Source organism: Pseudomonas sp. BE134, from assembly GCF_031456105.1.
Taxonomy (GTDB): Bacteria; Pseudomonadota; Gammaproteobacteria; order Pseudomonadales; family Pseudomonadaceae; genus Aquipseudomonas.
In genome coordinates, this window is the sequence record NZ_JAVDUA010000013.1 from 86917 (window position 1) to 109024 (window position 22108).

Here is a 22108-nt window from a genome sequence, read left to right on the forward strand (position 1 = left end):
CTCAGATCGACGACGGTCCGTGTATGCCGTTGAACACCAGCCGGTGAAAGTGATGCACCAAATGCTCGCTTTCATTACTGCGCTGGGCATCGATCATGTAGCGGCCCTGGTCGTAGCCAAGTGAACGCAAGCCCTTTTGCACCGAGATGTTTAGCGCGATGTCTTCCGGTCCCAGGTCTTCGTTCATCCATTTCATGCAGGATTCACTGACCGCCGCCGTTTCTGCATTGTTGGTGTAGTAGCCAAAACGCAGCAGCGAGCGCTCGGCGTCCAGCGGGATCATGATGAAGGAGCCCAGAAACTCAGAAAACGGGAAGGTGTAGAAGGTGTTGTTCGGCCACATGCCGATGTTGAAGAAGCATTCGTCCGGGTTAACGTCGGGTTTGAGCGGCACGCCATAGGCTTCGGTCACCGAGAGGTTGGCCGGGGCGATGTAGGTCCACCAGTTGTCGCGTTTGGTCAACTGATAGCCTTTGAAATCGATCAACCTGGCGAGGTCGATGTGGCACGGTCCCGATAACTTGAAGTGATAGCCCTCGATGGAGTTGTCCATGATCACCTTCCAGTTGGCTGGCACGATCACGTCCTGCTCCTCGATCAGGCGCATGTTGGCGAGGTCTGGAAATACCCGGTGCATTTCCTCATCGGCACCGGGGAACAAGTCGCGCAACGACGGTGCCGCCGGGTCGAGGTTGAAGTAAATGAAGCCGCCCATTTCTTCGGTGCGGATCTGCGGGATGTTGAACTGCTGCAACTCGAAGTTCTTCATTTTTTCGCAACGCGGGGCGCTGCGCAGGGTGCCGTCCATTTCATAGCACCACGAGTGGTAAGCGCAGCGCACCACGCCGCCGGTGGTGCCGCGACGGTCTTCGAGCAAGCGGTTGCCACGATGCTGGCAAACGTTGTGGAACGCATGGATCTGCCCCTGACGGTTCTTCGCCACCACCACACTCTGATCAAACAGATCCGTCACCACGTACTGGCCCGGCTCGGCGAATTCACTCACGTGCCCGGCGACGTGCCAGGCGTGCATGAAAATGTTGTCGCGCTCGGCCTTGAACAAGGTCTCGTCGTAGAAATAACGGGAGGGCAGGGTGAAGGCTTCTTCCGGGTCCTGATGATCCCAACCCTCGACGGGGCTTTGCTGTTTGCGGGCTTGGAAGTTTTGCATGGGGCGATCTCCACAGGGGCTGGCCGCACGGCACGGCAACTGGCTCTGGGAGTTAATCTAGGGCGCGAGGAAGGGGCGGTATTGATGGATTGCGACCAGTTGATGAAAGAAATCATCAAGCGGCTGCGATGCCCGGCATAGCACCGGGCATCGCGTTGACACTTAAGCGCGTTCGAAAATCGCTGCAATCCCCTGACCACCACCGATGCACATGGTCACCAGCGCATAACGGCCGTTGGTGCGATGCAGTTCGTGGATGGCTTTGGTGGCGATGATCGCGCCAGTCGCGCCGACCGGGTGACCCAGGGAGATACCCGAACCGTTCGGGTTGACCTTGGCCGGGTCGAGGTCCAGTTCCTGGCTGACGGCACAGGCTTGGGCGGCGAAGGCGATGTTGGCTTCGATCACGTCCATGTCGGCGACGGTCAGGCCGGCACGCTTGAGTGCCAGGCGTGTGGCAGGGATCGGGCCAAGACCCATCAGTTCCGGTTCAACACCGGCGTGGGCATAGCTGACCAGACGGGCCATCGGGCGCAGGTTGTTGGCTTGCACGGCGGCGCCGGTGGCCATGACCAGCGCAGCGGCGCCATCGTTCAGGCCGGAGGCGTTGCCTGCAGTCACCGTACCGTCTTTCTTGAACGCTGGCTTCATGCCGGCCAGTTGTTCCAGGGAGGTGGCGCGTGGGTGCTCGTCGACGCTGAACAGCTTGGTTTCCTTGCGATCACGAATTTCTACTGCGGCGATTTGCTCGCTGAAGTAGCCATTGGCGATGGCGAACGCGGCGCGCTTCTGGTCTTCCAGGGCCAGGGCGTCTTGCATCTCACGGGTGATGCCGTTGCGTGCGGCGACGTTCTCGGCGGTGATGCCCATGTGGATGCCATGGAACGGGTCATGCAGGATGCCCAGCATGTAGTCGATGGCCTGGACGTTGCCCATGCGCGCACCCCAACGGGCGGCAGGCATCAGGTACGGGCCACTGCTCATGGATTCGGCACCGGCGCCGATGGCGATGTCGGCATCGCCCAGCATCAGGGTTTGCGCGGCATTGATGATCGCTTGCAGGCCGGAACCGCACAGGCGGTTGACGTTGTAGGCCGGGGTCTCTTTCGGGATGCCGGCGTTCATCGCGGCGACCCGGGAGATGTACGCATCGCGGGTTTCGGTCGGGATCACGCTGCCCATCACCAGATGGCCAACTTGCGCCGGATCTACGCCGGAGCGTTGCAGGGCGGCTTTGACAGCCGTGGTCGCCAGGTCGACCAGCGGAACGTCTTTGAGCGAACCACCAAAGGTGCCAATGGCGGTACGTGCGGCGCTGACAACAAAAATATCCGGGGTGTTCATTACGGCTTTCCTCTTGGTGAATGCTTTTCTGTACTGCGAATAAGGAGGGCGGTCAACGCTGTTTGCGCTTCAGGTGTCTTGAGACGCTCAATGAACAACAGGTTTTCCTGACGAATGGTGGCTTTTAACTCCGGCAACGATGCCTGTTTGAGCAGTTGCCGGGTCTGGCGTACCGAATCCTGCGGCAACGCCAACAACCGGCGAGCCAGGTGCTGTGCGGCGTCGAGGCATTGTTGCCCGTCGTCGAACAGTTCGTTGGCCAGTCCACAGGCAACCGCCGCGGCGCCGTCGAGGCTGTCGCCCCACAGCAGCAGACGAGCGGCGCGGGCGTGGCCGAGCAGGCGCGGCAACAACAGGCTCGCACCGAACTCCGGGCACAGGCCCAGGTTCACAAACGGCACGCGCAGTTTGGCGTTTCGCGTCACCAGAACCTGATCACAATGCAGCAGCAGGGTAGTGCCAATGCCGATGGCTGCTCCGCAAACGGCCGCGATCAACGGTGTTTGCAGGTGGATGGCAACGTTCATCAGGCGAAACGCCGGGCTGTCCAGATGCGTCGGCGGATGTTCGAGAAAATCTGCCAGATCATTGCCGCTGGTAAAGCAGGTGGTGCCGCCCGTGAGGACGATCACGCCGATGCCGTCGTCTTCGTCCGCGGCCAGCAGCAGATCAGCCAACTGCGTATACAGGCTGTTATTCAGTGCGTTGAGCTTGTCGGGGCGGTCAAGCGTGAGCGTCAAAACGCCTTCGTTTTGATCCTGTTTGATCAGCTCACTCATGGAATGCCCCGCCTGTTTTGTCCGGCAGCCACTCTAAGCGCCCGGCCGGCTTGGGAGCTATGACAAAACGAGTCAACGAAACTGCTGCTTTTTGCCATGTTTGGCCGCCGCGATTGCTGGCAAACGGCTCACACACCCATTCGGGGTATGGTGCCGTTGGCCCAATCGCTCAATAGTGGGGGCAACCGGTCATCCAGAACCGACTTCGCTTGATAAGGTGAATTTGCTATGCGCAAGGCCCTCCTGGTGATTTCCAGTCTGTTGCTTGTTCCGCTGACACTCAATGCTCACGCCGCCACCGACGTGAACGAAAACAATACGCTCAGGTTGTATAACTGGGCGGACTACATTGGCGAAAAAACCCTGGCCGACTTTGAGAAAGCCTCCGGGATCAAGGTGATTTACGACACCTTTGATGCGTACGAAACCGTCCAGGCGAAGTTGCTGACCGGGCACTCCGGTTACGATCTGGTGGTGTTGAACGCCTCCCTTGCGCCGCCGTTGATCAAAGCCAAAGTGTTCCAGCCGCTGGACAAGAAGTTGCTGCCGGGCTGGGCCAATCTGGATCCGAAAGTCTTGCAGGACTTGCAGGGCTTTGATGCCGGAACCCTGTATTCCGCGCCTTACACCTGGGGCAGCAACGGCATCACTTACAACGTCGACAAGATCAAGGAACGCATGCCGGACGCGCCGATTGGTTCGCTGGCGATGATTTTCGACCCGAAAATCGTCTCGCGCTTCGCCGATTGCGGGGTGACCCTGGTCGATGCGCCCACCGAAGTGATTCCACTGGCCTTGAAGTACCTGGGACGCGACCCGCGAAGTGCCGCGCCGGAAGACTTGAAAGCCGCGCAGGAACTGCTGCTGTCGGTTCGGCCGTACATTAAAAAATTCGACTCGGTCAACTACCTGACCAGCCTGCCCAATGGCGATGTGTGCATGGCCATGACCTGGTCAGGCGACTACGCAACGGCCATGGCCCGCGCCGAAGAAGCCAAGCTGAATATCAACCTGGCCTATTTCATTCCCAAGGAAGGTTCACTGATCTGGTTTGACAACATGTATATCCCAGCCGATGCGCCCCACGTGGCCAATGCGCACAAATTCCTTGAGTACTTGATGCAGCCACAAGTGATGGCGGACGTGACCGACTACATCCATTACGCCAACAGCAACGAGGCGGCCACGCCTTTGTTGAATGCCGATGTGCGCAGCAATCCGGCGATTTACCCCGATGACGAAACCCGCCAGCGGCTGTTTCCGCAAAAGACTCAGGACGCCAAAGAGATGCGCGCCATTACCCGCGTCTGGAGCACGGTGAAGAGCGGGATCTGAACGTATAACCCCTTCGGTTCGAGGTTTTTGTATGGCTACTCCAACGTTGAAAGTACTGCCAGCGGTTGATGATGCTCGTTTGATCAAGGCCGACAAGGCTCACTACATGCACGGCTATCACATGTTCGACGAGCACGCCGAGCAGGGCGCGCTGAACATCGTGTCCGGTGACGGCGCCTACATTTACGACGCGCAGGGCAACCGTTTTCTCGACGCAGTCGGCGGCATGTGGTGCACCAACATCGGTTTGGGCCGCGAAGAAATGGCGCTGGCGATTGCTGATCAGGTGCGGCAACTGGCGTATTCGAATCCGTTCTCCGACATGTCCAACAACGTCGCCATCCAGTTGTGCGAAAAGCTCGCCAGCCTGGCCCCCGGCGATCTCGATCACGTGTTCCTGACCACGGGCGGCTCGACCGCCGTGGACACCGCGTACCGGCTGATCCAGTACTACCAGAACTGCCGTGGCAAACCGGAAAAGAAGCACGTTATCGCCCGGTTTAACGCGTATCACGGCTCCACCACTTTGACGATGTCGATCGGCAACAAGGCTGCAGACCGCGTGCCGGAATTCGATTACGCCAATGACCGGATTCACCATGTCTCCAACCCCAACCCGTACCGCGCGCCGGACGGGATGGACGAGGCAAATTTTCTCGAATTTCTGGTCCAAGAGTTTGAAGACAAGATCCTCGCCATCGGAGCGGACAAGGTCGCAGGCTTCTTCGCCGAACCGATCATGGGCTCGGGCGGGGTGATCATTCCGCCCAAGGGCTACCTGAAGCGCATGTGGGAAGTCTGCCAGCGCTACGACATTCTGTTTGTCGCCGATGAAGTCGTGACCTCGTTCGGGCGCCTGGGCAAGTTCTTCGCCTCCTATGACCTGTTTGATGTGCAGCCCGACATCATCACCACGGCCAAAGGGCTGACGTCCGCTTATCTGCCGCTGGGTGCGTGCATCTTTTCCGACCGCATCTGGAAAGTCATCGCCGAGCCGGGCAAGGGCCGCTGCTTTACCCACGGTTTCACCTACAGCGGCCACCCGGTGTGCTGCACGGCGGCGCTGAAAAATATCGAGATCATTGAACGGGAACAGCTGCTGGAGCATGTCGACGTGGTCGGCGCTTACCTGGAAGAGCGACTGGCGACCCTCAGCGACTTGCCGCTGGTGGGCGATGTGCGCTGCCAGAAGCTCATGGCCTGCGTGGAGTTCGTCGCCGACAAGCGCACCAAGGCGTTGTTCGCCGATGAGATCAACATTGGCGAGATGATCCACTCCCGGGCCCAGGCCCGAGGCTTGCTGGTGCGGCCGATCATGCACCTCAATGTGATGTCGCCACCGCTGATCCTGACGTGTGCCCAGGTCGATGAAATCGTCGAGATCCTGCGGGTGTGCATTCTTGAAGTGGCCGCCGAGCTGGAAAAAAGCGGCCAGTACTTCGGGCAATGAGTTCGCTCAATCGGCGGTTACCCGGCGTCGGTTCTCCCGCTAGACTGCGGGGCATGAGCAAACCCGACGACGATACGCTAATCGCACTGCCCTTCGGGGCCTTGCATAAATGGCACGGCGACATGCGCGAGGCATTCGCCCATGTCGACGCGCCTGATGCGCTGCACTACCTGGCGTCGGCGTTCGGGCATCTGGTATCCATCGAATCGGTGATGATCAGCCTGGAGCACAAGGACCGGGCGCCGCAGTTGCTGTACCAGCGCGGTATCCCGGAGCAGTATCGGGACTCGATCATCGACCGCTATTTTTCCGGTGGCTACTTGCTCGACCCGTTTTGCCTGGCGGTGGAGCAGGGGCTGGCCGAAGGGTTTTATCACCTGGAGGAAATCGCCCCGGACAACTTCTTCGATACGGAGTACTACAAGACTTATTACTTGAAGGCCGGGTGTTCCGAGGACAGTTTTTACCTGATCGATACCGGCCCGGACAGCCAGGTTTCGGTCAGTCTGTTTCAGGGTTTTGGCGGGGAAAGTCTGCGGGCGGAACAGCTGAATCTGTTGCGGGCGGTTGAGCCATTGGTTCGGGAATTTATCAGCGAGTTTGGCCGTCGCGGCCTGGCACATAGCGCAGTCATTGAAAGTGACAATCTCAAGCAACGGGTGCAGTCCGCCTTCGAAAACTTTGGCTGCGACGTGCTGACCGAGCGTGAGCGGGAGGTGGCGCACATGGTGCTCAGGGGGCATTCGGTGAAGTCCACGGCCAGCCAGATGAGCATCTCGCCGGAGACGGTGCGCATGCACCGCAAGAACCTGTATTTGAAGCTGGAAGTCGGGTCGCAGTCAGAACTGTTTGCACTGTTTATCGAGTGGTTGCGCCAGCACTGATCGTTACTCAGTGATCGTTCCCACGCTCTGCGTGGGAATGCCTCTATGGACGCTCTGCGTCCGCTGTGACGCGGAGCGTCACGGGCTGCATTCCCACGCAGAGCGTGGGAACGATCAATGGAAAATCAATCCTCGCGTTTCACGACCAGGGTCAAAATGTCGTAACTGGCCACCAGTTCCCCCAGTTGGTTAGTGACTTCCACATCCCACGCCACCACCCCTTGCGGAATGCCTTGCGGGCTCTTCTTCCCTTGGTCGATTTTGCGTTTGCACGTCAACCGCGCTTGAATCGTGTCGCCAATCCCTACCGGATTGATGAAGCGCAACGTATCCAGACCATAGTTGGCCAGCACCGGCCCAGGCGCAGGCGACACGAACAAACCAGCCGCCGCCGACAGCACGAAGTACCCGTGGGCAATACGTTTGCCGAATTGCGATTCCTTGGCGGCGATGTCGTCGAAGTGCATGTAGAAGTGATCGCCGGACAGGCAGCCGAAGTTCACCAGATCGGCTTCGGTCACGGTGCGACGATGTGTCAGCAGCGATTCACCGATCTGCAAATCCTGGAAGAACCGGCGAAACGGATGCACTTCGGTTTCGATAACCTTGGCGCCACGCACGTGTTCACCGGTCACTGCCGCCAACATGGTCGGCGAACCTTGCACCGCCGCACGTTGCAGGTAGTGTTTCACCGCACGCAAGCCGCCGAGTTCTTCGCCGCCGCCGGCACGCCCCGGGCCGCCGTGCTTGAGTTGCGGCAATGGCGAACCATGGCCGGTGGATTCGGCTGCGGACTCGCGGTCCAGCACCAGCAAACGGCCGTGCCAGGCTGCTGCCACCGGGATCGCTTTGGCGGCGATCTGTGGATCTTTGGTGATCAAGCTCGCCACCAGGCTGCCTTTACCGCGCGCGGCCAGAGCCAGTGCTTCGTCCAGATCGTAGTAGGCCATCAGGGTGCTGACCGGGCCGAACGCCTCGATGTCGTGTGCGCCGCCTTCGGCATGCGGGTCGCGGGCTTGCAGCAGGGTCGGCGCAAAGAACGCACCCTGGCTGACGTTTTCACCGCGCGGTTCGAAACCGTCGCGGGCGCCGAACAGCAGATCGCTGCTCTGCAACAGGCTTTCCAGACGCTCGGCGACGTCTTTTTGCTGATCGTGGGAGGCCAGTGCGCCCATGCGCACGCCTTCCACCGACGGGTCGCCGACCACGACTTTCTTCAGGCGATCACGCAGGCGGGTAGCGACCGCGTCGATGTGTTTGGCCGGCACGATCGCGCGGCGGATGGCGGTGCATTTCTGCCCGGCCTTGGTGGTCATCTCCCGAGCGACTTCCTTGATGAACAGCTCGAACTCTTCGTCATCCGGGGTCACGTCCGGGGCGAGGATCGCGCAGTTCAGCGAGTCGGCTTCAGCGTTGAACGGCACCGAGTTGCGGATCAGGTTCGGGTTGACCCGCAGTTTGGCGGCGGTGTCGGCGGAACCGGTGAAAGTCACCACGTCCTGGCCTTGCAGACGGTCGAGCAAATCACCGGTGCTGCCAATGATCAACTGCAAGCTGCCCGCGGGCAGCAAGCCGGATTCGTCCATCAGGCGCACCACGGCTTCGGTCAGGTAGCTGGTGGCGCTGGCCGGTTTGACGATGCACGGCATGCCGGCGAGGAAGCTCGGTGCGAATTTTTCCAACATGCCCCAGATCGGGAAGTTGAAGGCGTTGATGTGCACGGCCAGGCCGCCGCGTGGCACCAGGATGTGCGTACCGGCGAAGGTGCCGAGCTTGCTCAACTGCATCGCCGGGCCTTCGTGGACGATGTTGCCCGACGGCAATTCCCGCGAACCGAGGCTGGCGTAAGTGAAGAGGGTGCTGTTACCGCCTTCGATGTCGATCCAGCTGTCGGCACGGGTCGCGCCGCTGTGGTGGGAGATCGCGTAGAGCTGTTCTTTGCGTTCGCTCAGGTACAAGGCCAGGGCCTTGAGACGCTGGGCGCGTTGCTGGAAGTCCAGCGCCATCAAACCACTGATGCCTTGACGGCGACCGTGTTCGACGGCTTCGGCGAAGTCCGGACGCTCTTCGTGGGTACGCGCAATCTCATGGCCGTCGATGGCGCTACGCAGTACCTGGGCACCTTGTTGACCGATCCAGCGACCGGCGATGAAACTTTGCAGGGTAGGGGCGTGAGGCATCACGATTGCTCCTCAGGGTGTGAAAAGTGGGGGATGAAAAAGTGGGTGCGGCCGCAACCGCGCGAGTCAGGCATTACCAAAGCGCCAAGGTGTAACCGACAATCAGCCGATTCTCATCGAGGTCGGTGGTCAAGCCATTGCCGGAGCGGAAGGTCACGTTGCGCCAGCGAATGTTGACGTTCTTGAGTACGCCGCTCTGGATGACGTAACTGATATCGGTGTCGCGTTCCCATTCGCGGCCGTTGTCGACGTTGCCGGCTTTGACGTGGTCGCCGTCGGTGTAGCGGGTCATGAAGGTCAGGCCGGGAACGCCCAGGGCCACGAAGTCATAGTCGTAACGCAGCTGCCAGGAATCTTCCTCGGCACGGGTGAAGGTGTTGAAGGTCACCAGGTTGACCACGTACGGATCGCCGCCGTTGAGGAACGGAAAGGCGCTGTCGCCGGACAACTGCTGGTAGGCGGCACTGACCTTGTGGGCGCCATGGGACACGCTGAACATGCTGTTGAAGTTACGGTTGTCGATTCGCCCGGCACGCTCGGCGCCATCGCCGCGGCTGTCAAAGTAGCGAATGTCACTGCGCAGGTTGAAACCGTTGCCCAAGGGCTGGGTATGCACCAGGCCGGCGAATTGCTGGCGATAAATCTGATCGAGTTCGCCGTAGTAATAGCTCAGGCTCAGTTGGGGGGTGAAGGCGTAGCTGCCACCGGCGAAGTTGAAGTAATCACTGCTGGCGGCCGCGTAGCCGACGTCTTGGTTGTTGGAGGAGTCCCGCAGATTGACCTTGGTCAGGCGCCCGGTATTGACGGTCAGGCCATTGATTTCCTGGCTGGTCAGCAAGCCGCCGGCAAAGGTCGAACCCAGCAGGCGGGTGTCGTTGTAACTCACCACGGGCAGCAAGGGTTGCAGGGTGCCGAGCTTCAACACGCTTTTGGACACACGCAGCTTGCCGGTCAGCCCTAGTTCGCTGTATTCGTCCGCAGGCTCATGGCTGTTCGGGCCAAAGGGCAGCAGCCCGGTGCCACGGGTATCCGGGCTGGCGTCGAGTTTCAACCCCAGCTCGCCGAGCGCATCCAGACCGAAGCCGAAGGTTCCGTCGGTATACCCGGACTCGATGCGCCCGGTGAAGCCCTGCGCCCACTCCTCGCCCTTGGATTGCGGCGCGTTGTCCTGACGGAAATCGCGATTGATGTAGAAGTTGCGCATTTCAATACGGGCCTTGCTGTCGTCGATGAAGTCAGCCATGGCGCTGGGGGCAACCATGGGCAGGCTCAATGCGGCGGCTAACGAAAACAGTGTTTCTCGGGATGCTGTAAACGCGGGCTTCATTATTTTTGTTCCCTGACATCAGATCGATCGTTAATTAGTGCTTGCTGGCGCCAGAGGCACCGATGCCGGTCATGGAACGGATGAACTGCGCCAGATACCGGCCACGCTCAAGGGTTGCTCGGGGTGAGGTGTCGGTGACGGAAAACACCCAGGCGCTTACAAATGCCAGGCTCATGGAGAACAACGCCGGGTTGGAATAAGGGAACAGCGCCTTGTCGTGATGCATCACGTTGACCCACACCGCCGGGCTCAGCACCAGCAGGACAATCGCAGAGATCAACCCCGTCAGGCTGCCGGTGACCGCGCCACGGGTGGTCAGGCCTTTCCAGTACATCGAGAGGAATAGCACCGGGAAATTCACCGACGCGGCGATGGCCAGCACCAGGCCGGAAAGGAAGGCAATGTTCTGCGATTCGAACAACAAGCCAAGGATGATGGCCAGGACACCGATGCACAGCGTCGCGATTCGCGAGACACGGATTTCCTGCTGCTCAGTGGCCTGACCTTTGCGCATCACACAGGCATACAAATCGTGGGACACCGCCGAAGCGCCGGACAAGGCCAATCCCGCAACCACTGCCAGAATGGTGGCGAAGGCGACCGCCGAGATGAAGCCGAGGAACAGGTTGCCACCCACGGCCTGAGCCAGGTGCACGGCAATCATGTTGCCGCCGCCGATGATCGCGCCGCTGGCATCGCGGAACGCCGGATCGGTGCCGACCATGACGATTGCGCCGAAGCCGACGATGATCAGCAGCAAGTAGAAGTAGCCGATGAAACCCGTGGCGTAGAACACGCTTTTGCGCGCTTCCTTGGCATCGCTGACGGTGAAGAAGCGCATGAGGATATGCGGCAGGCCGGCGGTGCCGAACATCATGCCCAGTCCCAGCGAGATCGCATCGATGGGGTTCGACAACAAGCCGCCGGGGGCCATGATCGCGTTGCCCTTGGCGTGCACGGCCGTGGCACCGGCAAACATCGCTTCAGTGCTGAAGCCGAAATGCTTGAGCACCATGAAGGCCATGAAGGTGGTGCCGAACAGCAGCATGACGGCCTTGATGATCTGCACCCACGTGGTGGCGAGCATGCCGCCGAAGGTCACGTAAAACACCATCAACACGCCCACCAGCATTACCGCGTAGAGGTAATCGATGCCGAACAACAGCTCAATCAGCTTGCCGGCGCCGACCATCTGCGCCACGAGGTACATCAGGGCCACGGTCAGGGTGCCGAAGGCCGAGGTCAGGCGCACCGGGGTTTGTTCCAGGCGATAGGAGACCACGTCGGCGAAGGTGTATTTGCCCAGATTGCGCAAACGTTCGGCAATCAAAAACAGAATGATCGGCCAGCCCGCCAACACGCCCAGTGCGTACAGCAGACCGTCATAACCATTGAGGAACATCATCGCGGAAATGCCGAGGAAGGACGCCGCGGAAATCATGTCGCCGGCAATCGCCAGGCCGTTCTGAAAACCGGTCATGCCACCGCCCGCGGTGTAGAAATCGCTGGCGGAACGAGTGCGCAACGCGGCCCAGCGCGTCACACCGAGGGTGAACAGCACAAACACCAGGAACATGCCGATCGCGTTCCAGTTCAGCGGACGGGTCGCGCCGTCGGCCGCTGCCGCAAAGTCAGCGACAAAGGCCAGTGGCAGCAGGAATAACGCGTGAAAACGGCTCATTGGGCGCACTCCTGCTTCAGTTTTTCGTTGAGCGGATCGATCACGTGGTTGGCGCGATAGACGTAGAAACCGGTCAGTGCGAAGGCCAGCACCACCATCACCACACCCACCAGCATGCCCACGGTGGTTACGCCGCCGCTCAGGGATTGGCCGAGGGTGGCGGGGGAAAACGCCACCAGCAAAACGAAGCCGAAATAGATCACCAGCATGATCAGCGACAGCGACCAGTAGAGGTTCTGTTTGCGGCGTACCAGCTGGATGAAATCCGGGTTCTGGCGGATGAGTTCTACGTCTTGGGGTGTCATGGCGCGTTCTCTTTTGTTGTTTTTGTTGTGGGGTGGAACAGATTTTTCGTTTGAACCCCGTAGCAGCTGTCGAGCCCCAGCGAGGCTGCGTTCGGCTGCGAAGCAGTCGTGAAGTCAGGCACTGCGGTGCATCAGGAAAACCGGGCACCCAGGGTTTACGACGGCTTCGCAGCCGAACGCAGCCTCGCTGGGGCTCGACAGCTGCTACGGGGGCTCGTGGTGCCAAGTGCTCAGAGCTGGTCGAAATCCAGCACCACTTTGTCGCTGATCGGGAACGCCTGGCACGACAGCACGTAGCCGGCGGCCACTTCGTAGTCTTCCAGGGCGTGGTTGCTGTCCATTTCCACTTCGCCTTCGATGACCTTGCACTTGCAGGTCGAGCACACGCCGGCCTTGCACGAGTAGGGCAGTTCGGCGCCCTGGGCGTTGCCGGCGTCGAGGATGCTCTGGCTGTTGCGCGGCAGGTCGAAAGCCAGGGCGCGACCGTCGCTGATAACGGTGATCTGGCTGACCGCCGCATCGAATTGCCGGGCGGCCTCGCGGGCTTCACGTTTTTGCTGGCTGCCGGCGACTGCAAACAATTCGAAGTGGATGCGTTCCGACGCCATGCCCTTGGCCTTGAGGCTGTCACGCACGGTTTCAGTCATTTCCTGCGGGCCGCAAATGAACGCCGCATCAAGGGTTTTGACGTCGAGCCAGCGGGAGAACAGTTGCTCGCATTTCTCGGCGTTGATCCGGCCGTTGTACAGGTCAACGTCCTGCTGCTCGCGGCTGAACACGAAGATCAGGTTCAGGCGCTGCAAGTAGCGGTTTTTCAGGTCTTCCAGTTGTTCGCGGAACAAGGCACCGGAACTGGAACGGTTGCCGTACAGCAGCGTGACGCGGCTGTGCGGTTCGGTTTCCAGGGTGGTCTTGATGATCGACAGGATCGGTGTGATGCCGCTGCCGGCCGCGACGGCCAGGTAATTGCCATGGCGAGCCGGATCGAGCTCGACGCAGAAATGCCCGGCGGGCGGCATGACTTCCAGGCTATGCCCGGCTTTCAATTGCTCATTGGCAAACGCCGAAAACCGCCCGCCTGACACACGCTTGATAGCGACGCGCAGTTCACCGTCGTTGACCCCGGTGCAAATCGAGTAGGAACGGCGTACTTCTTCGCCATCCAGCTGAGTGCGCATCACCAGGTGCTGGCCCTGGGTAAAGTGAAAACTGTCTTGCAGGTGCTGCGGAATCTCGAAGGCGATGGACACCGCGTCACGGGTCTCGGTGCGCACGTCCTTGATGGTCAGGCTGTGAAATTTACTCATTATTGTTCTCCAGCTGGGACGGCCGATTGCCGCTCAGATGCACTTGAAATAGTCGAACGGTTCCCGGCAATCGACGCAGCGGTACAGCGCCTTGCACGCGGTGGAACCGAACTCGCTGAGCACTTCGGTGTGGGCGCTGCCGCACTGCGGACAGAGGATCACCGGGCTTTCGCCGAGCAGGCTGCGCTTGCTGGTGCTGCCCTCGGGCGGTGCGATGCCGTAGGCGCGCAGGCGTTCACGACCACTGGCGCTGATCCAGTCGGTGGTCCACGCCGGGGTCAATTTGCGTTCCAGTTGCGGCGCCTTGAACCCGGCCAGCTCCAGAGCCTCGCGGATATCGCTTTCGATCACTTCAGTAGCGGGGCAGCCGGAGTAGGTCGGTGTGACCACCACGTGCAAGTGCCCGGCCTGCCAGTCGAGATCGCGCACGATACCGAGGTCGACTACGCTGACCACCGGCACTTCCGGGTCCATGACCTGCGCCAGGGTCGCCCACGCGGCCGCCAGGTCGGTCGGTTGTGCCGGCCGGGCGCCGAGGTCGCTGGCGATCAGCTCACCAGGTCGCATCGGGGTACGCTCGTGGCAAAAACTGCATTTCGGCCAGCAGAATGCCCAGGTGCTCGGTGTGCAGGCCCTTGCGTGCATTCAGGTAGAAATAGCTCGGCGCGGCCGGTACGGGCAGGGTGGCGCTGGCAAAAATCTGGTTGACCTTGGCTTGCCAGGCAGCGGCGACTTGCGCGGTGTCCGGGGTGATGCCGGCGTCGCACAGGCGTTGTTCGCTGTCATCAGCGCTGGTCAGTTCGACAGTGAAACGCCAAACCTCAGGGATTGCGTCGAGCATCCTGCGATGGCTTTCTTCTGTACCGTCGCCCAAGCGCTCGACCCACTCGCCGGAGCGGCGCAGGTGATAGGTGACTTCCTTGACGGCTTTGGCGGCAATCCCGGCGATGCGTTCGTCGCTGGACTGGCTCAGGCCGCTGAGTACTGACAGGTGCCAGGCGTCATACAGGAATTGCTTGAGGATGGTCACCGCGTAATCGCCGTTCGGTTGTTCGACCAGCAACAGGTTGCGATAGGCACGCTCATCTCGGCGGAACGCCAGGTCATCGGCATCGCGGCCGTCGTTCAGCAGTTCGGCGGCGTAATCCAGCCAGTTGCGCGCCTGGCCCACCAGGTCGAGGCCGACGTTCATCAACGCCAGTTCTTCTTCCAGTGCCGGGGCCTTGCCGCACCATTGGCACAGGCGCTGGCCCTGGATCAGGGCGCTGTCGCCGAGGCGCAGCAGGTATTCGATCAGATCAGTCTGGTTATTCATGGTCGACCTCACATGTGCCCGACTTCGGCCGGCAGCTCGTAGAAGCTGGCGTGGCGGTAGACCTTGTCGTCCGACGGATCGAACAGCGGGTCTTTTTCATCCGGCGACGAAGCGGTAATCAGTGCCGACGGCACAACCCACAGGCTCACGCCTTCGCTGCGACGGGTATACAACTCGCGGGCGTTTTCGATGGCCATGGTGGTGTCGGCGGCGTGGACACTGCCAACGTGCTTGTGGTTGAGGCCGTGCTTGCTGCGCACGAAGACTTCAAAAAGGGTCCATTCAGACATTTCAATGACTCCACATCAGGTGGCCGATCAGGCGGCGTTCTTGTTCTGTTGTTTGCGGGCGTGGGCGACGGCGGCTTCACGAACCCAGGCACCGTCTTCAATCGCCTTGCGGCGAGTGGTGACGCGTTCCTGGTTGCACGGGCCATTGCCCTTGAGCACTTCGTAGAATTCGCTCCATTGGATCTCGCCGAAGTCGTAGTGACCGGTTTCGGCGTTCCACTTCAAGTCCGGGTCAGGGCAGGTGCAGCCCAGCAGTTCCAGCTGCGGGATGGTTTGGTCTATGAAGCGCTGGCGCAGTTCGTCGTTGCTCTGGCGCTTGATTTTCCAGGCCATGGACTGGGCGCTGTTCGGCGAGTGTTCGTCGCTTGGGCCGAACATCATCAGCGACGGCCACCACAGGCGGTTGATCGCGTCCTGGACCATGTCTTTTTGCGCCTGATTACCGTGACGCATCATGGTCAGGAGGATTTCGTAGCCCTGGCGCTGGTGGAAACTTTCTTCCTTGCAGATGCGCACCATGGCCCGGGAGTAGGGGCCGTAGGACGTGCGCTGCAATACCACCTGGTTGACGATGGCAGCACCGTCCACCAGCCAGCCCACCGCGCCCATGTCGGCCCAGTTCAGCGTCGGGTAATTGAAAATGCTCGAATACTTGGCCTTGCCGCTGTGCAGCTTGGCGATTTCTTCATCGCGGTCGGCGCCCAGGGTTTCCATGGCGCTGTAGAGGTACAGGCCGTGGCCGGCTTCGTCCTGAATCTTGGCCATCAATTGCAGTTTGCGTTTGAGCGTTGGTGCGCGGGTGACCCAGTTGCCTTCGGGCAGCATGCCGACGATTTCCGAGTGGGCGTGCTGGGAGATCTGCCGGATCAGGGTCTGGCGATAGGCATCAGGCATCCAGTTTTTGGCTTCGATCTTGATTTCTGAATCGATTTTTTCCTGGAAGGCGCGTTCCTGTTCGGACATCTCCGACAGGTCTTTGATGCGCTTTACGCCGGTTTCTACGAGCTGTGCGTACATGGGGGGTCTCCCGCCTTTATTCTGTTTGAAGGCATGGAGAACTTTATAAGCGATACAGAATTTAATATCAAACACAAAATATCGTGTCGCATGTGTTTTTGTATCGCTTTGGGATGAGTGGTCGTTTTTGGGGGTGAAATTGTTATGGGGGGGCATATCCGTTTTTGCGGTAACGGCGACTGGCGGTTTCGCTCTTACAGCGAGTCACTTGGAAAAGCCCCAAGTAACCAAGGGCTCTTGCCCCTTTCGTTCGGTGCCTCGCCGAGGCTCGGCATGCCCTCGCTCCGGTCCTGCTCCGTGGGCCCGCCGCCATCGGCCATCCATGGCCGGGGGCGGCTAACCCGGCATCCATGCCGGGTTGCCCACTGCGCAGAACCTCCACTCGGCCTCTCGAGGGGGCGGTGCGTCAAAATCAAAAGCTGCAGGCGAGCTAACGCTCGGCCTATTGAGTGGTGAGAAGCAGGGCTGTACGCCGATCTACTGTAGGAGCTGGCTTGCCAGCGAAGGCGGCTTGGCAGCCGACCAATCCTGCGAAGCTGTTGATCTTGCCTTTGCCTTTGCCTTTGCCTTTGCCTTTGCTTTTGCCTTTGCCTTTGCCTTTGCCTTTGCCTTTGCCTTTGCCTTTGCCTCTGCCTCTGCCTCTGCCTCTGCCTCTGCCTTTGCTTTTGCTTTTGATCTTGATTTTGATCTTTTGCCCCTTTCCCAGAGGCCGAACGCAGGCGTTGCGCAGGGGGCACCGCGGCAAGGATGCCGCGGTAGCCGCCCCCGGCCATGGATGGCCGATGGCGGCGGGCCCCCGGAGCAATGCCGGAGTGAGGGCATGCCGAGCCTGGGCGAGGCACCGAATGGAGGGGCAAAGCCTTTTGCTTACTTTTCGGCGTTTGGAAAAGTGAGTCGCTGTAAGAGCGAAACCGTCAGCCGCCGTAACCGCAGAAATGGATATGTACACCAGTGAGAAAATGGTCGGCTGCCAGGCCGTCTTCGCTGGCAAGCCAGCTCCTACAGGAACCGGGTACATCCGTAGAAGTGAGGTTGGCTGTCAGGCCGTCTTCGCGAGCAGGCTCGCTCCCACAGAAAGGCGTGCGATCAGACAAAAAAACCCCGCATAAGCGGGGTCATAAAGGTGCAGCAGTCATGCTTTCGGGCGTTTGTCCATCACGTGACAAGCCTTGCCCTCAGAGCGCTTGATCGAATGCATTGGCTGCAAAACAATCCGCGAACTGATCCCGATATACGTCTTGATATGCCGACTCAACTCGCCACAAACAGCCTTTTGCTGTTCATCGCTCAGGTGTTGATGTTCAGCCTTGAGCTCCACATGCACATCCACACTGTCCAGGTTGCCATTGCGATACAGATGGATCTCATAGGATTCTGAAAGCTGTTTTATTTTCAGCACCTGCTCCTCGATCTGCGTCGGGAACACATTGACCCCACGGATGATCAGCATGTCATCGCTGCGCCCGGTGATTTTGTCGATCCGACGCATCGGCCGCGCGGTGCCTGGCAGCAGGCGCGTCAGGTCGCGGGTGCGGTAGCGGATCATCGGCAAGGCTTCTTTGCTCAGGGAGGTGAACACCAGTTCGCCCATCTGCCCGTCCGGCAGCACTTCGCCGGTGATCGGGTCGATGATTTCCGGGTAGAAGTGGTCTTCCCAGATCGTCGGCCCGTCCTTGGTTTCGGCGCATTCCATGGCGACGCCCGGGCCCATGATTTCCGACAGGCCGTAGATGTCTAGCGCGGTGATGCCCAGGCGGTTCTCGATGGCGCTGCGCAGTTCGCCGGTCCACGGCTCGGCGCCAAAGATGCCCAGGCGCAGGGCCAGTTTGTGCGGGTCGATGCCCTGGCGCTCGATTTCATCGGCGATGTTGAGCATGTAGGACGGCGTGACCATGATGATGTCCGGCTGGAAATCCTTGATCAGTTGCACCTGTTTCTCGGTTTGGCCACCGGACATCGGAATCACCGTGCAACCCAGGCGTTCAGCACCGTAGTGGGCGCCGAGGCCGCCGGTGAACAGGCCGTAGCCATAGGAAATATGCACCTTGTCGCCACGACGACCGCCGGCTGCGCGAATCGAACGGGCAACGACGTTGGCCCAGGTATCGATGTCGTTCTGGGTGTAGCCGACGACAGTCGGTTTGCCGGTGGTGCCGCTGGAGGCGTGCAGGCGCACGACTTCGTTCATCGGCACGGCAAACATGCCGTAGGGGTAGTTATCGCGCAGGTCGTTTTTGGTGGTGAACGGAAACTTTGCCAGGTCTTCCAGCGATTTGATGTCGTCCGGGTGCACGCCCAGGGCATCGAAGCGCTGACGGTACAGCGGCACATTGTTGTAGGCGTGGTTCAGGCTCCAGCGCAGTCGATCCAGCTGGTGTTGACGCAATTCGTCGATGCTGGCGGTTTCCAGCGGGTCCAGCACGGGATCAAGCACGGCTTTGGCAATTGGCATGTTCATAACTTCACTCGAATTATTGTTGTGTTCCGACCCCGCCATGGCAGGGCTTGAGTGCATGCCCCAAGGATACCTCTCGGCTCCTTGGGAATCGCGATTCTTTAGTCGGATAAGCGCTCGATGATCAGCGCGATGCCTTGGCCAACGCCGATGCACATGGTGCACAGGGCATAGCGGCCATTCCGTTCCTCAAGCTCATGCAGGGCGGTGGTCACCAGTCGCGCGCCACTCATGCCCAGCGGATGACCCAGGGCAATCGCGCCGCCGTTCGGGTTGACGCGAGGGTCGGTATCGCCCAGGCCCAACTCGCGCAGCACCGCCAGACCTTGTGCGGCGAAGGCTTCGTTGAGTTCGATCACGTCCATGTCGGCCAGGCTCAGGTTGGCCAGTTCCAGCACTTTGCGCGTTGCCGGCACCGGGCCGATGCCCATGATGCGCGGCTCGACACCGGCGGTGGCCATGGCGACCACCCGGCCGCGAGCCTTCAGGCCGTGGCGTTTGGCAACTTCCGGGCTGGCCAGCAGCAGCGCGCAGGCGCCGTCGTTGACCCCGGAGGCGTTGCCGGCAGTGATGCTGCCGCCTTCGCGGAACGGTGTGCCGAGTTTTTGCAATTGCTCCAGCGTGGTGTCGCCGCGCGGGTGCTCATCGTGTTCGACGACTTTGGCCGGGCCTTTGCGCTGGGGAATTTCTACCGCGACGATTTCTTTGGCCAAGCGCCCGCTGGCCTGGGCCGCGCCGGCGCGTTGCTGGCTGCGCAGGGCGAAGGCGTCTTGGTCGGCACGGGAAATGTTGAACTGCTCAGCGACGTTCTCGGCGGTTTCCGGCATGGAGTCGATGCCGAAAGTTTTCTTCATCAGCGGATTGACGAAACGCCAGCCAATGGTGGTGTCGTAGATCTGCGCGTCACGGGAAAACGCCTGCTCGGCCTTGCCCATCACCAGTGGCGCACGGGACATCGATTCGACGCCGCCGACCAGCATCAGCCCGGCCTCGCCACAGCGAATCGCTCGCGCTGCGGTGCCGATGGCGTCGAGCCCGGAACCGCACAAACGGTTGAGCGTGGTGCCGGGCACGCTGACTGGCAAGCCTGCCAGCAGCGCCGACATGCGGGCGACGTTGCGGTTGTCTTCGCCGGCCTGGTTGGCGCAGCCGTAGATCACATCATCAACGGACGTCCAGTCGACCTGTGGGTGGCGGCGCAGCAATTCGCGCAGCGGCACCGCGCCGAGGTCGTCGGCGCGCACGCTGCTCAAGGCACCGGCATAGCGACCGATCGGGGTCCGCACCGCGTCGATGATCAAGGCGTCATTCATTCGGGTTCTCCTGCGGCAGTACTGCGCCGCGCACTTTGTAGGATTTGCCATGGAACAGCGCAATCAGCCGGCCCAGTTGGTTTTCGATACGAACGTCGTAGTTGCCGGTGCGCCCGGAGCGGCTTTGCTCGGTGCAATCGGCGGTCAAGGTGTCGCCCAGGTGTGCCGGGGCGATGTAGTCGATGCTGCAACCGATGGCCACCGTGGCTTCGTTGTAGCTGTTGCAGGCAAAGGCAAACGCCGAGTCGGCGAGAGCAAACAGGTAGCCGCCGTGGCAGGTGCCTTGGCCCTGGATCATGTCGGCGCGCACGCTCATGCCGACGCAGGCGCTGCCGGGGGCCGCCGAGAGCAGGCGCATGCCCATCGCCTGACTGGCGGTGTCGCGGTTGAACAGCGATTGTGCGCAGTCGCTGGCCATGCTCAGCGCTTCGTGATTAGTCATGAAAAGTTCTCCCTTCGGCGACGCGTTGGCGCAACAGCAGCGACGGCCGATAGCGTTCTTCGCCGTAACTGGCTTGCAGGTTTTCCAGCACCTTGAGCACATGCTCAAGGCCGATGGCATCCGCCCAGGCCAGTGGACCTTGGGGATAGTTGACCCCGGCGCGCATGGCCAGATCGATGTCGGCAGCCGAGGCCACGCCTTGCAGCACGGCGTCGGCGGCTTCGTTGGCGAGCATGGCAACGGTGCGCAACACGGCGAGGGCCGGGCTGTCGCTGAGTACGCTGACGGTGAAGCCGGCCCGCTGCAGCAGCGCGACACCCTGTTCGAGCGCGGAGGGCTCGATGCCGGCCGCGTAGCTGATGGCGATGCGGCTGGCCTTGCTGTAATCGAATGCGAGGTCGAGCAGGATCAGATTGCGCACCCCGTCTTCCTTGGCGCGCTGACAGGCCGTGCGCCCGTCGCTCAGCGCCAATACCGTGTCACCGACTCGCAGCAGGCCCTGGCCGTCGCGCTGAATGACTTCCATCTGGTATTCACGCAAGCGTGGGATCAACGCGTTGGCGATCCCGAGATCACCTTCGATCACACAGGTTTCAACGGGTTGTTCGCTGTTGAAGGTGATCGGTTGCGGCCGCACGGCACCTTCGGCGTAGCTATAGAAGCCATGGCCGCTTTTGCGTCCCAGACGCCCGGCGTCCACCAGTTCTTTCTGGATCAACGAAGGCAAGAAGCGTGTGTCGCCGTAATAGGCGTCGAACACCGAACAGGTCACGGCATAGTTCACGTCATGACCGATCAAATCGGTCAGTTCGAAAGCGCCCATCGCAAAGCCACCGGCATCGCGCATCAGCGCATCCAGGGTCGGGCAGTCCGCAGCGCCTTCCTGAAGCAGGCGCAAGCTCTCGGCGTAATACGGCCGAGCCACGCGGTTGACGATGAAACCCGGTGTCGAACGGGTGTGCACCGGTTTTTTGCCCCAGGCCTTGGCGGTGTCGTACAGGCAGGCGGCCAAGGCCGGATCGCTGGCCAGGCCCGAGACGATTTCCACCAGCGCCATGACCGGCGCCGGGTTGAAGAAGTGCAGGCCGAGCACGCGTTGCGGGTGATTCAGTTGCGCGGCGATGCTGGTGATCGACAGCGACGAGGTGTTGCTGGCCAGAATGCAGCGCTCACCGCAGATCTCTTCCAGTTGGCGGAAGAGGGCGCGCTTGACCTCAAGGTTCTCGACGATGGCTTCGATGACCAGCGCGCAATCGGCCAGCGCTTCGATGGCTTCCACCGCCACCAAACGGGCGAGGGTGGCCGAGCGTGATTCTGCCGAAAGTTTGCCGTTGTCGACACGTTTGCCCAGTTGTCGACCAATGCCTTCGATGGCTTGCGCCGCCGCGCCGGGGCGGTTGTCCAGCAGCAGCACGGTGTGCCCGGCCTGTGCCGCGACCTGCGCAATCCCGGCGCCCATGGCCCCGGCGCCGATCACCGCGATGCGCGCATTAATGTTCAGTGCGGTCATGAC

The 22108-nt window shown here is 60.8% G+C and carries 20 protein-coding genes; 4 read left to right on the plus strand and 16 right to left on the minus strand.

All coding sequences use genetic code 11. From position 1 onward, the window contains the following. Window position 1: 1 nt before the first annotated feature. The 3 genes from J2Y56_RS12995 to J2Y56_RS13005 all read right to left on the minus strand — a co-directional run bounded on the left by J2Y56_RS12995 (window position 2) and on the right by J2Y56_RS13005 (window position 3294). Entirely contained in the window at window positions 2-1171 is a 1170-nt protein-coding gene (locus tag J2Y56_RS12995) for an aromatic ring-hydroxylating dioxygenase subunit alpha (RefSeq protein WP_007943406.1), read from the minus strand. Window positions 1172-1333: 162 nt separating this feature from the next. Further along, window positions 1334-2515: an acetyl-CoA C-acyltransferase family protein gene (locus tag J2Y56_RS13000; RefSeq protein WP_007943405.1), complete on the minus strand. Its 1182-nt coding sequence runs from the start codon at window positions 2513-2515 to the stop codon at window positions 1334-1336. Then, entirely contained in the window at window positions 2515-3294 is a 780-nt protein-coding gene (locus J2Y56_RS13005) for an enoyl-CoA hydratase-related protein (RefSeq protein WP_007943404.1), read from the minus strand. Before J2Y56_RS13005 ends, J2Y56_RS13000 begins: the two co-directional genes overlap by 1 nt. A gap of 228 nt (window positions 3295-3522) precedes the next feature. Between J2Y56_RS13005 and J2Y56_RS13010 the strand changes: the two genes are divergently transcribed. The 3 genes from J2Y56_RS13010 to J2Y56_RS13020 are packed head-to-tail and all read left to right on the plus strand — an operon-like array spanning window position 3523 to window position 6963. Continuing rightward, complete coding sequence (locus tag J2Y56_RS13010) at window positions 3523-4629, plus strand: polyamine ABC transporter substrate-binding protein (RefSeq protein WP_007943403.1); 1107 nt, start codon at window positions 3523-3525, stop codon at window positions 4627-4629. A 31-nt stretch (window positions 4630-4660) separates the two neighbouring features. Continuing rightward, window positions 4661-6079, plus strand: a complete 1419-nt coding sequence (locus J2Y56_RS13015) for an aminotransferase (protein ID WP_007943402.1) — start codon at window positions 4661-4663, stop codon at window positions 6077-6079. Further along, entirely contained in the window at window positions 6076-6963 is an 888-nt protein-coding gene (locus J2Y56_RS13020; RefSeq protein WP_007943401.1) for a LuxR C-terminal-related transcriptional regulator, read from the plus strand. The genes J2Y56_RS13015 and J2Y56_RS13020 overlap by 4 nt, the downstream gene beginning before the upstream one ends. 125 nt (window positions 6964-7088) lie before the next feature. Here the strand turns inward: J2Y56_RS13020 and paaZ are convergent, their stop codons facing one another. The 9 genes from paaZ to paaA all read right to left on the minus strand — a co-directional run bounded on the left by paaZ (window position 7089) and on the right by paaA (window position 16385). Continuing rightward, complete coding sequence (paaZ, locus tag J2Y56_RS13025; RefSeq protein WP_007943400.1) at window positions 7089-9143, minus strand: phenylacetic acid degradation bifunctional protein PaaZ; 2055 nt, start codon at window positions 9141-9143, stop codon at window positions 7089-7091. Window positions 9144-9216: 73 nt separating this feature from the next. After that, window positions 9217-10470 (minus strand): OprD family porin, encoded by a 1254-nt coding sequence (locus J2Y56_RS13030; protein ID WP_007943399.1) that lies wholly within the window; start codon window positions 10468-10470, stop codon window positions 9217-9219. A gap of 34 nt (window positions 10471-10504) precedes the next feature. Continuing rightward, window positions 10505-12151, minus strand: coding sequence for a cation acetate symporter (locus J2Y56_RS13035; protein WP_007943398.1), 1647 nt, complete (start codon window positions 12149-12151; stop codon window positions 10505-10507). Beyond that, on the minus strand, window positions 12148-12456 hold the full coding sequence (locus J2Y56_RS13040) for a DUF485 domain-containing protein (protein ID WP_007943397.1): 309 nt from the start codon (window positions 12454-12456) through the stop codon (window positions 12148-12150). Before J2Y56_RS13040 ends, J2Y56_RS13035 begins: the two co-directional genes overlap by 4 nt. A 230-nt stretch (window positions 12457-12686) precedes the next feature. Beyond that, a complete protein-coding gene (paaE, locus tag J2Y56_RS13045) occupies window positions 12687-13763 on the minus strand; it encodes a 1,2-phenylacetyl-CoA epoxidase subunit PaaE (RefSeq protein WP_007943396.1) in 1077 nt (358 codons plus the stop codon). Window positions 13764-13796: 33 nt separating this feature from the next. Then, window positions 13797-14330, minus strand: coding sequence for a 1,2-phenylacetyl-CoA epoxidase subunit PaaD (gene paaD / locus J2Y56_RS13050; RefSeq protein WP_007943395.1), 534 nt, complete (start codon window positions 14328-14330; stop codon window positions 13797-13799). Beyond that, complete coding sequence (gene paaC, locus J2Y56_RS13055) at window positions 14317-15078, minus strand: 1,2-phenylacetyl-CoA epoxidase subunit PaaC (RefSeq protein ID WP_007943394.1); 762 nt, start codon at window positions 15076-15078, stop codon at window positions 14317-14319. The genes paaD and paaC overlap by 14 nt, the downstream gene beginning before the upstream one ends. Window positions 15079-15086: 8 nt before the next feature. Continuing rightward, window positions 15087-15368 (minus strand): 1,2-phenylacetyl-CoA epoxidase subunit PaaB, encoded by a 282-nt coding sequence (paaB, locus tag J2Y56_RS13060; protein ID WP_007943393.1) that lies wholly within the window; start codon window positions 15366-15368, stop codon window positions 15087-15089. A 27-nt stretch (window positions 15369-15395) separates the two neighbouring features. Next, window positions 15396-16385 carry a 1,2-phenylacetyl-CoA epoxidase subunit PaaA gene (gene paaA, locus J2Y56_RS13065; RefSeq protein WP_007943392.1) on the minus strand — a complete coding sequence of 330 codons (990 nt, stop codon included), beginning with the start codon at window positions 16383-16385 and terminating at the stop codon, window positions 15396-15398. A gap of 511 nt (window positions 16386-16896) precedes the next feature. Between paaA and J2Y56_RS13070 the strand changes: the two genes are divergently transcribed. Beyond that, on the plus strand, window positions 16897-17340 hold the full coding sequence (locus J2Y56_RS13070; RefSeq protein WP_310350565.1) for a hypothetical protein: 444 nt from the start codon (window positions 16897-16899) through the stop codon (window positions 17338-17340). A gap of 177 nt (window positions 17341-17517) precedes the next feature. Here the strand turns inward: J2Y56_RS13070 and paaK are convergent, their stop codons facing one another. From paaK to paaH, 4 genes are all read right to left on the minus strand, one after another. Continuing rightward, on the minus strand, window positions 17518-18843 hold the full coding sequence (gene paaK / locus J2Y56_RS13075; RefSeq protein ID WP_033049189.1) for a phenylacetate--CoA ligase PaaK: 1326 nt from the start codon (window positions 18841-18843) through the stop codon (window positions 17518-17520). 98 nt (window positions 18844-18941) lie between these two features. After that, a complete protein-coding gene (pcaF, locus tag J2Y56_RS13080; RefSeq protein WP_007945378.1) occupies window positions 18942-20153 on the minus strand; it encodes a 3-oxoadipyl-CoA thiolase in 1212 nt (403 codons plus the stop codon). Then, on the minus strand, window positions 20146-20595 hold the full coding sequence (paaI, locus tag J2Y56_RS13085) for a hydroxyphenylacetyl-CoA thioesterase PaaI (RefSeq protein WP_310350569.1): 450 nt from the start codon (window positions 20593-20595) through the stop codon (window positions 20146-20148). Before paaI ends, pcaF begins: the two co-directional genes overlap by 8 nt. Next, on the minus strand, window positions 20588-22105 hold the full coding sequence (paaH, locus tag J2Y56_RS13090) for a 3-hydroxyacyl-CoA dehydrogenase PaaH (RefSeq protein WP_007945371.1): 1518 nt from the start codon (window positions 22103-22105) through the stop codon (window positions 20588-20590). Before paaH ends, paaI begins: the two co-directional genes overlap by 8 nt. Between the last annotated feature and the right edge of the window lie 3 nt (window positions 22106-22108).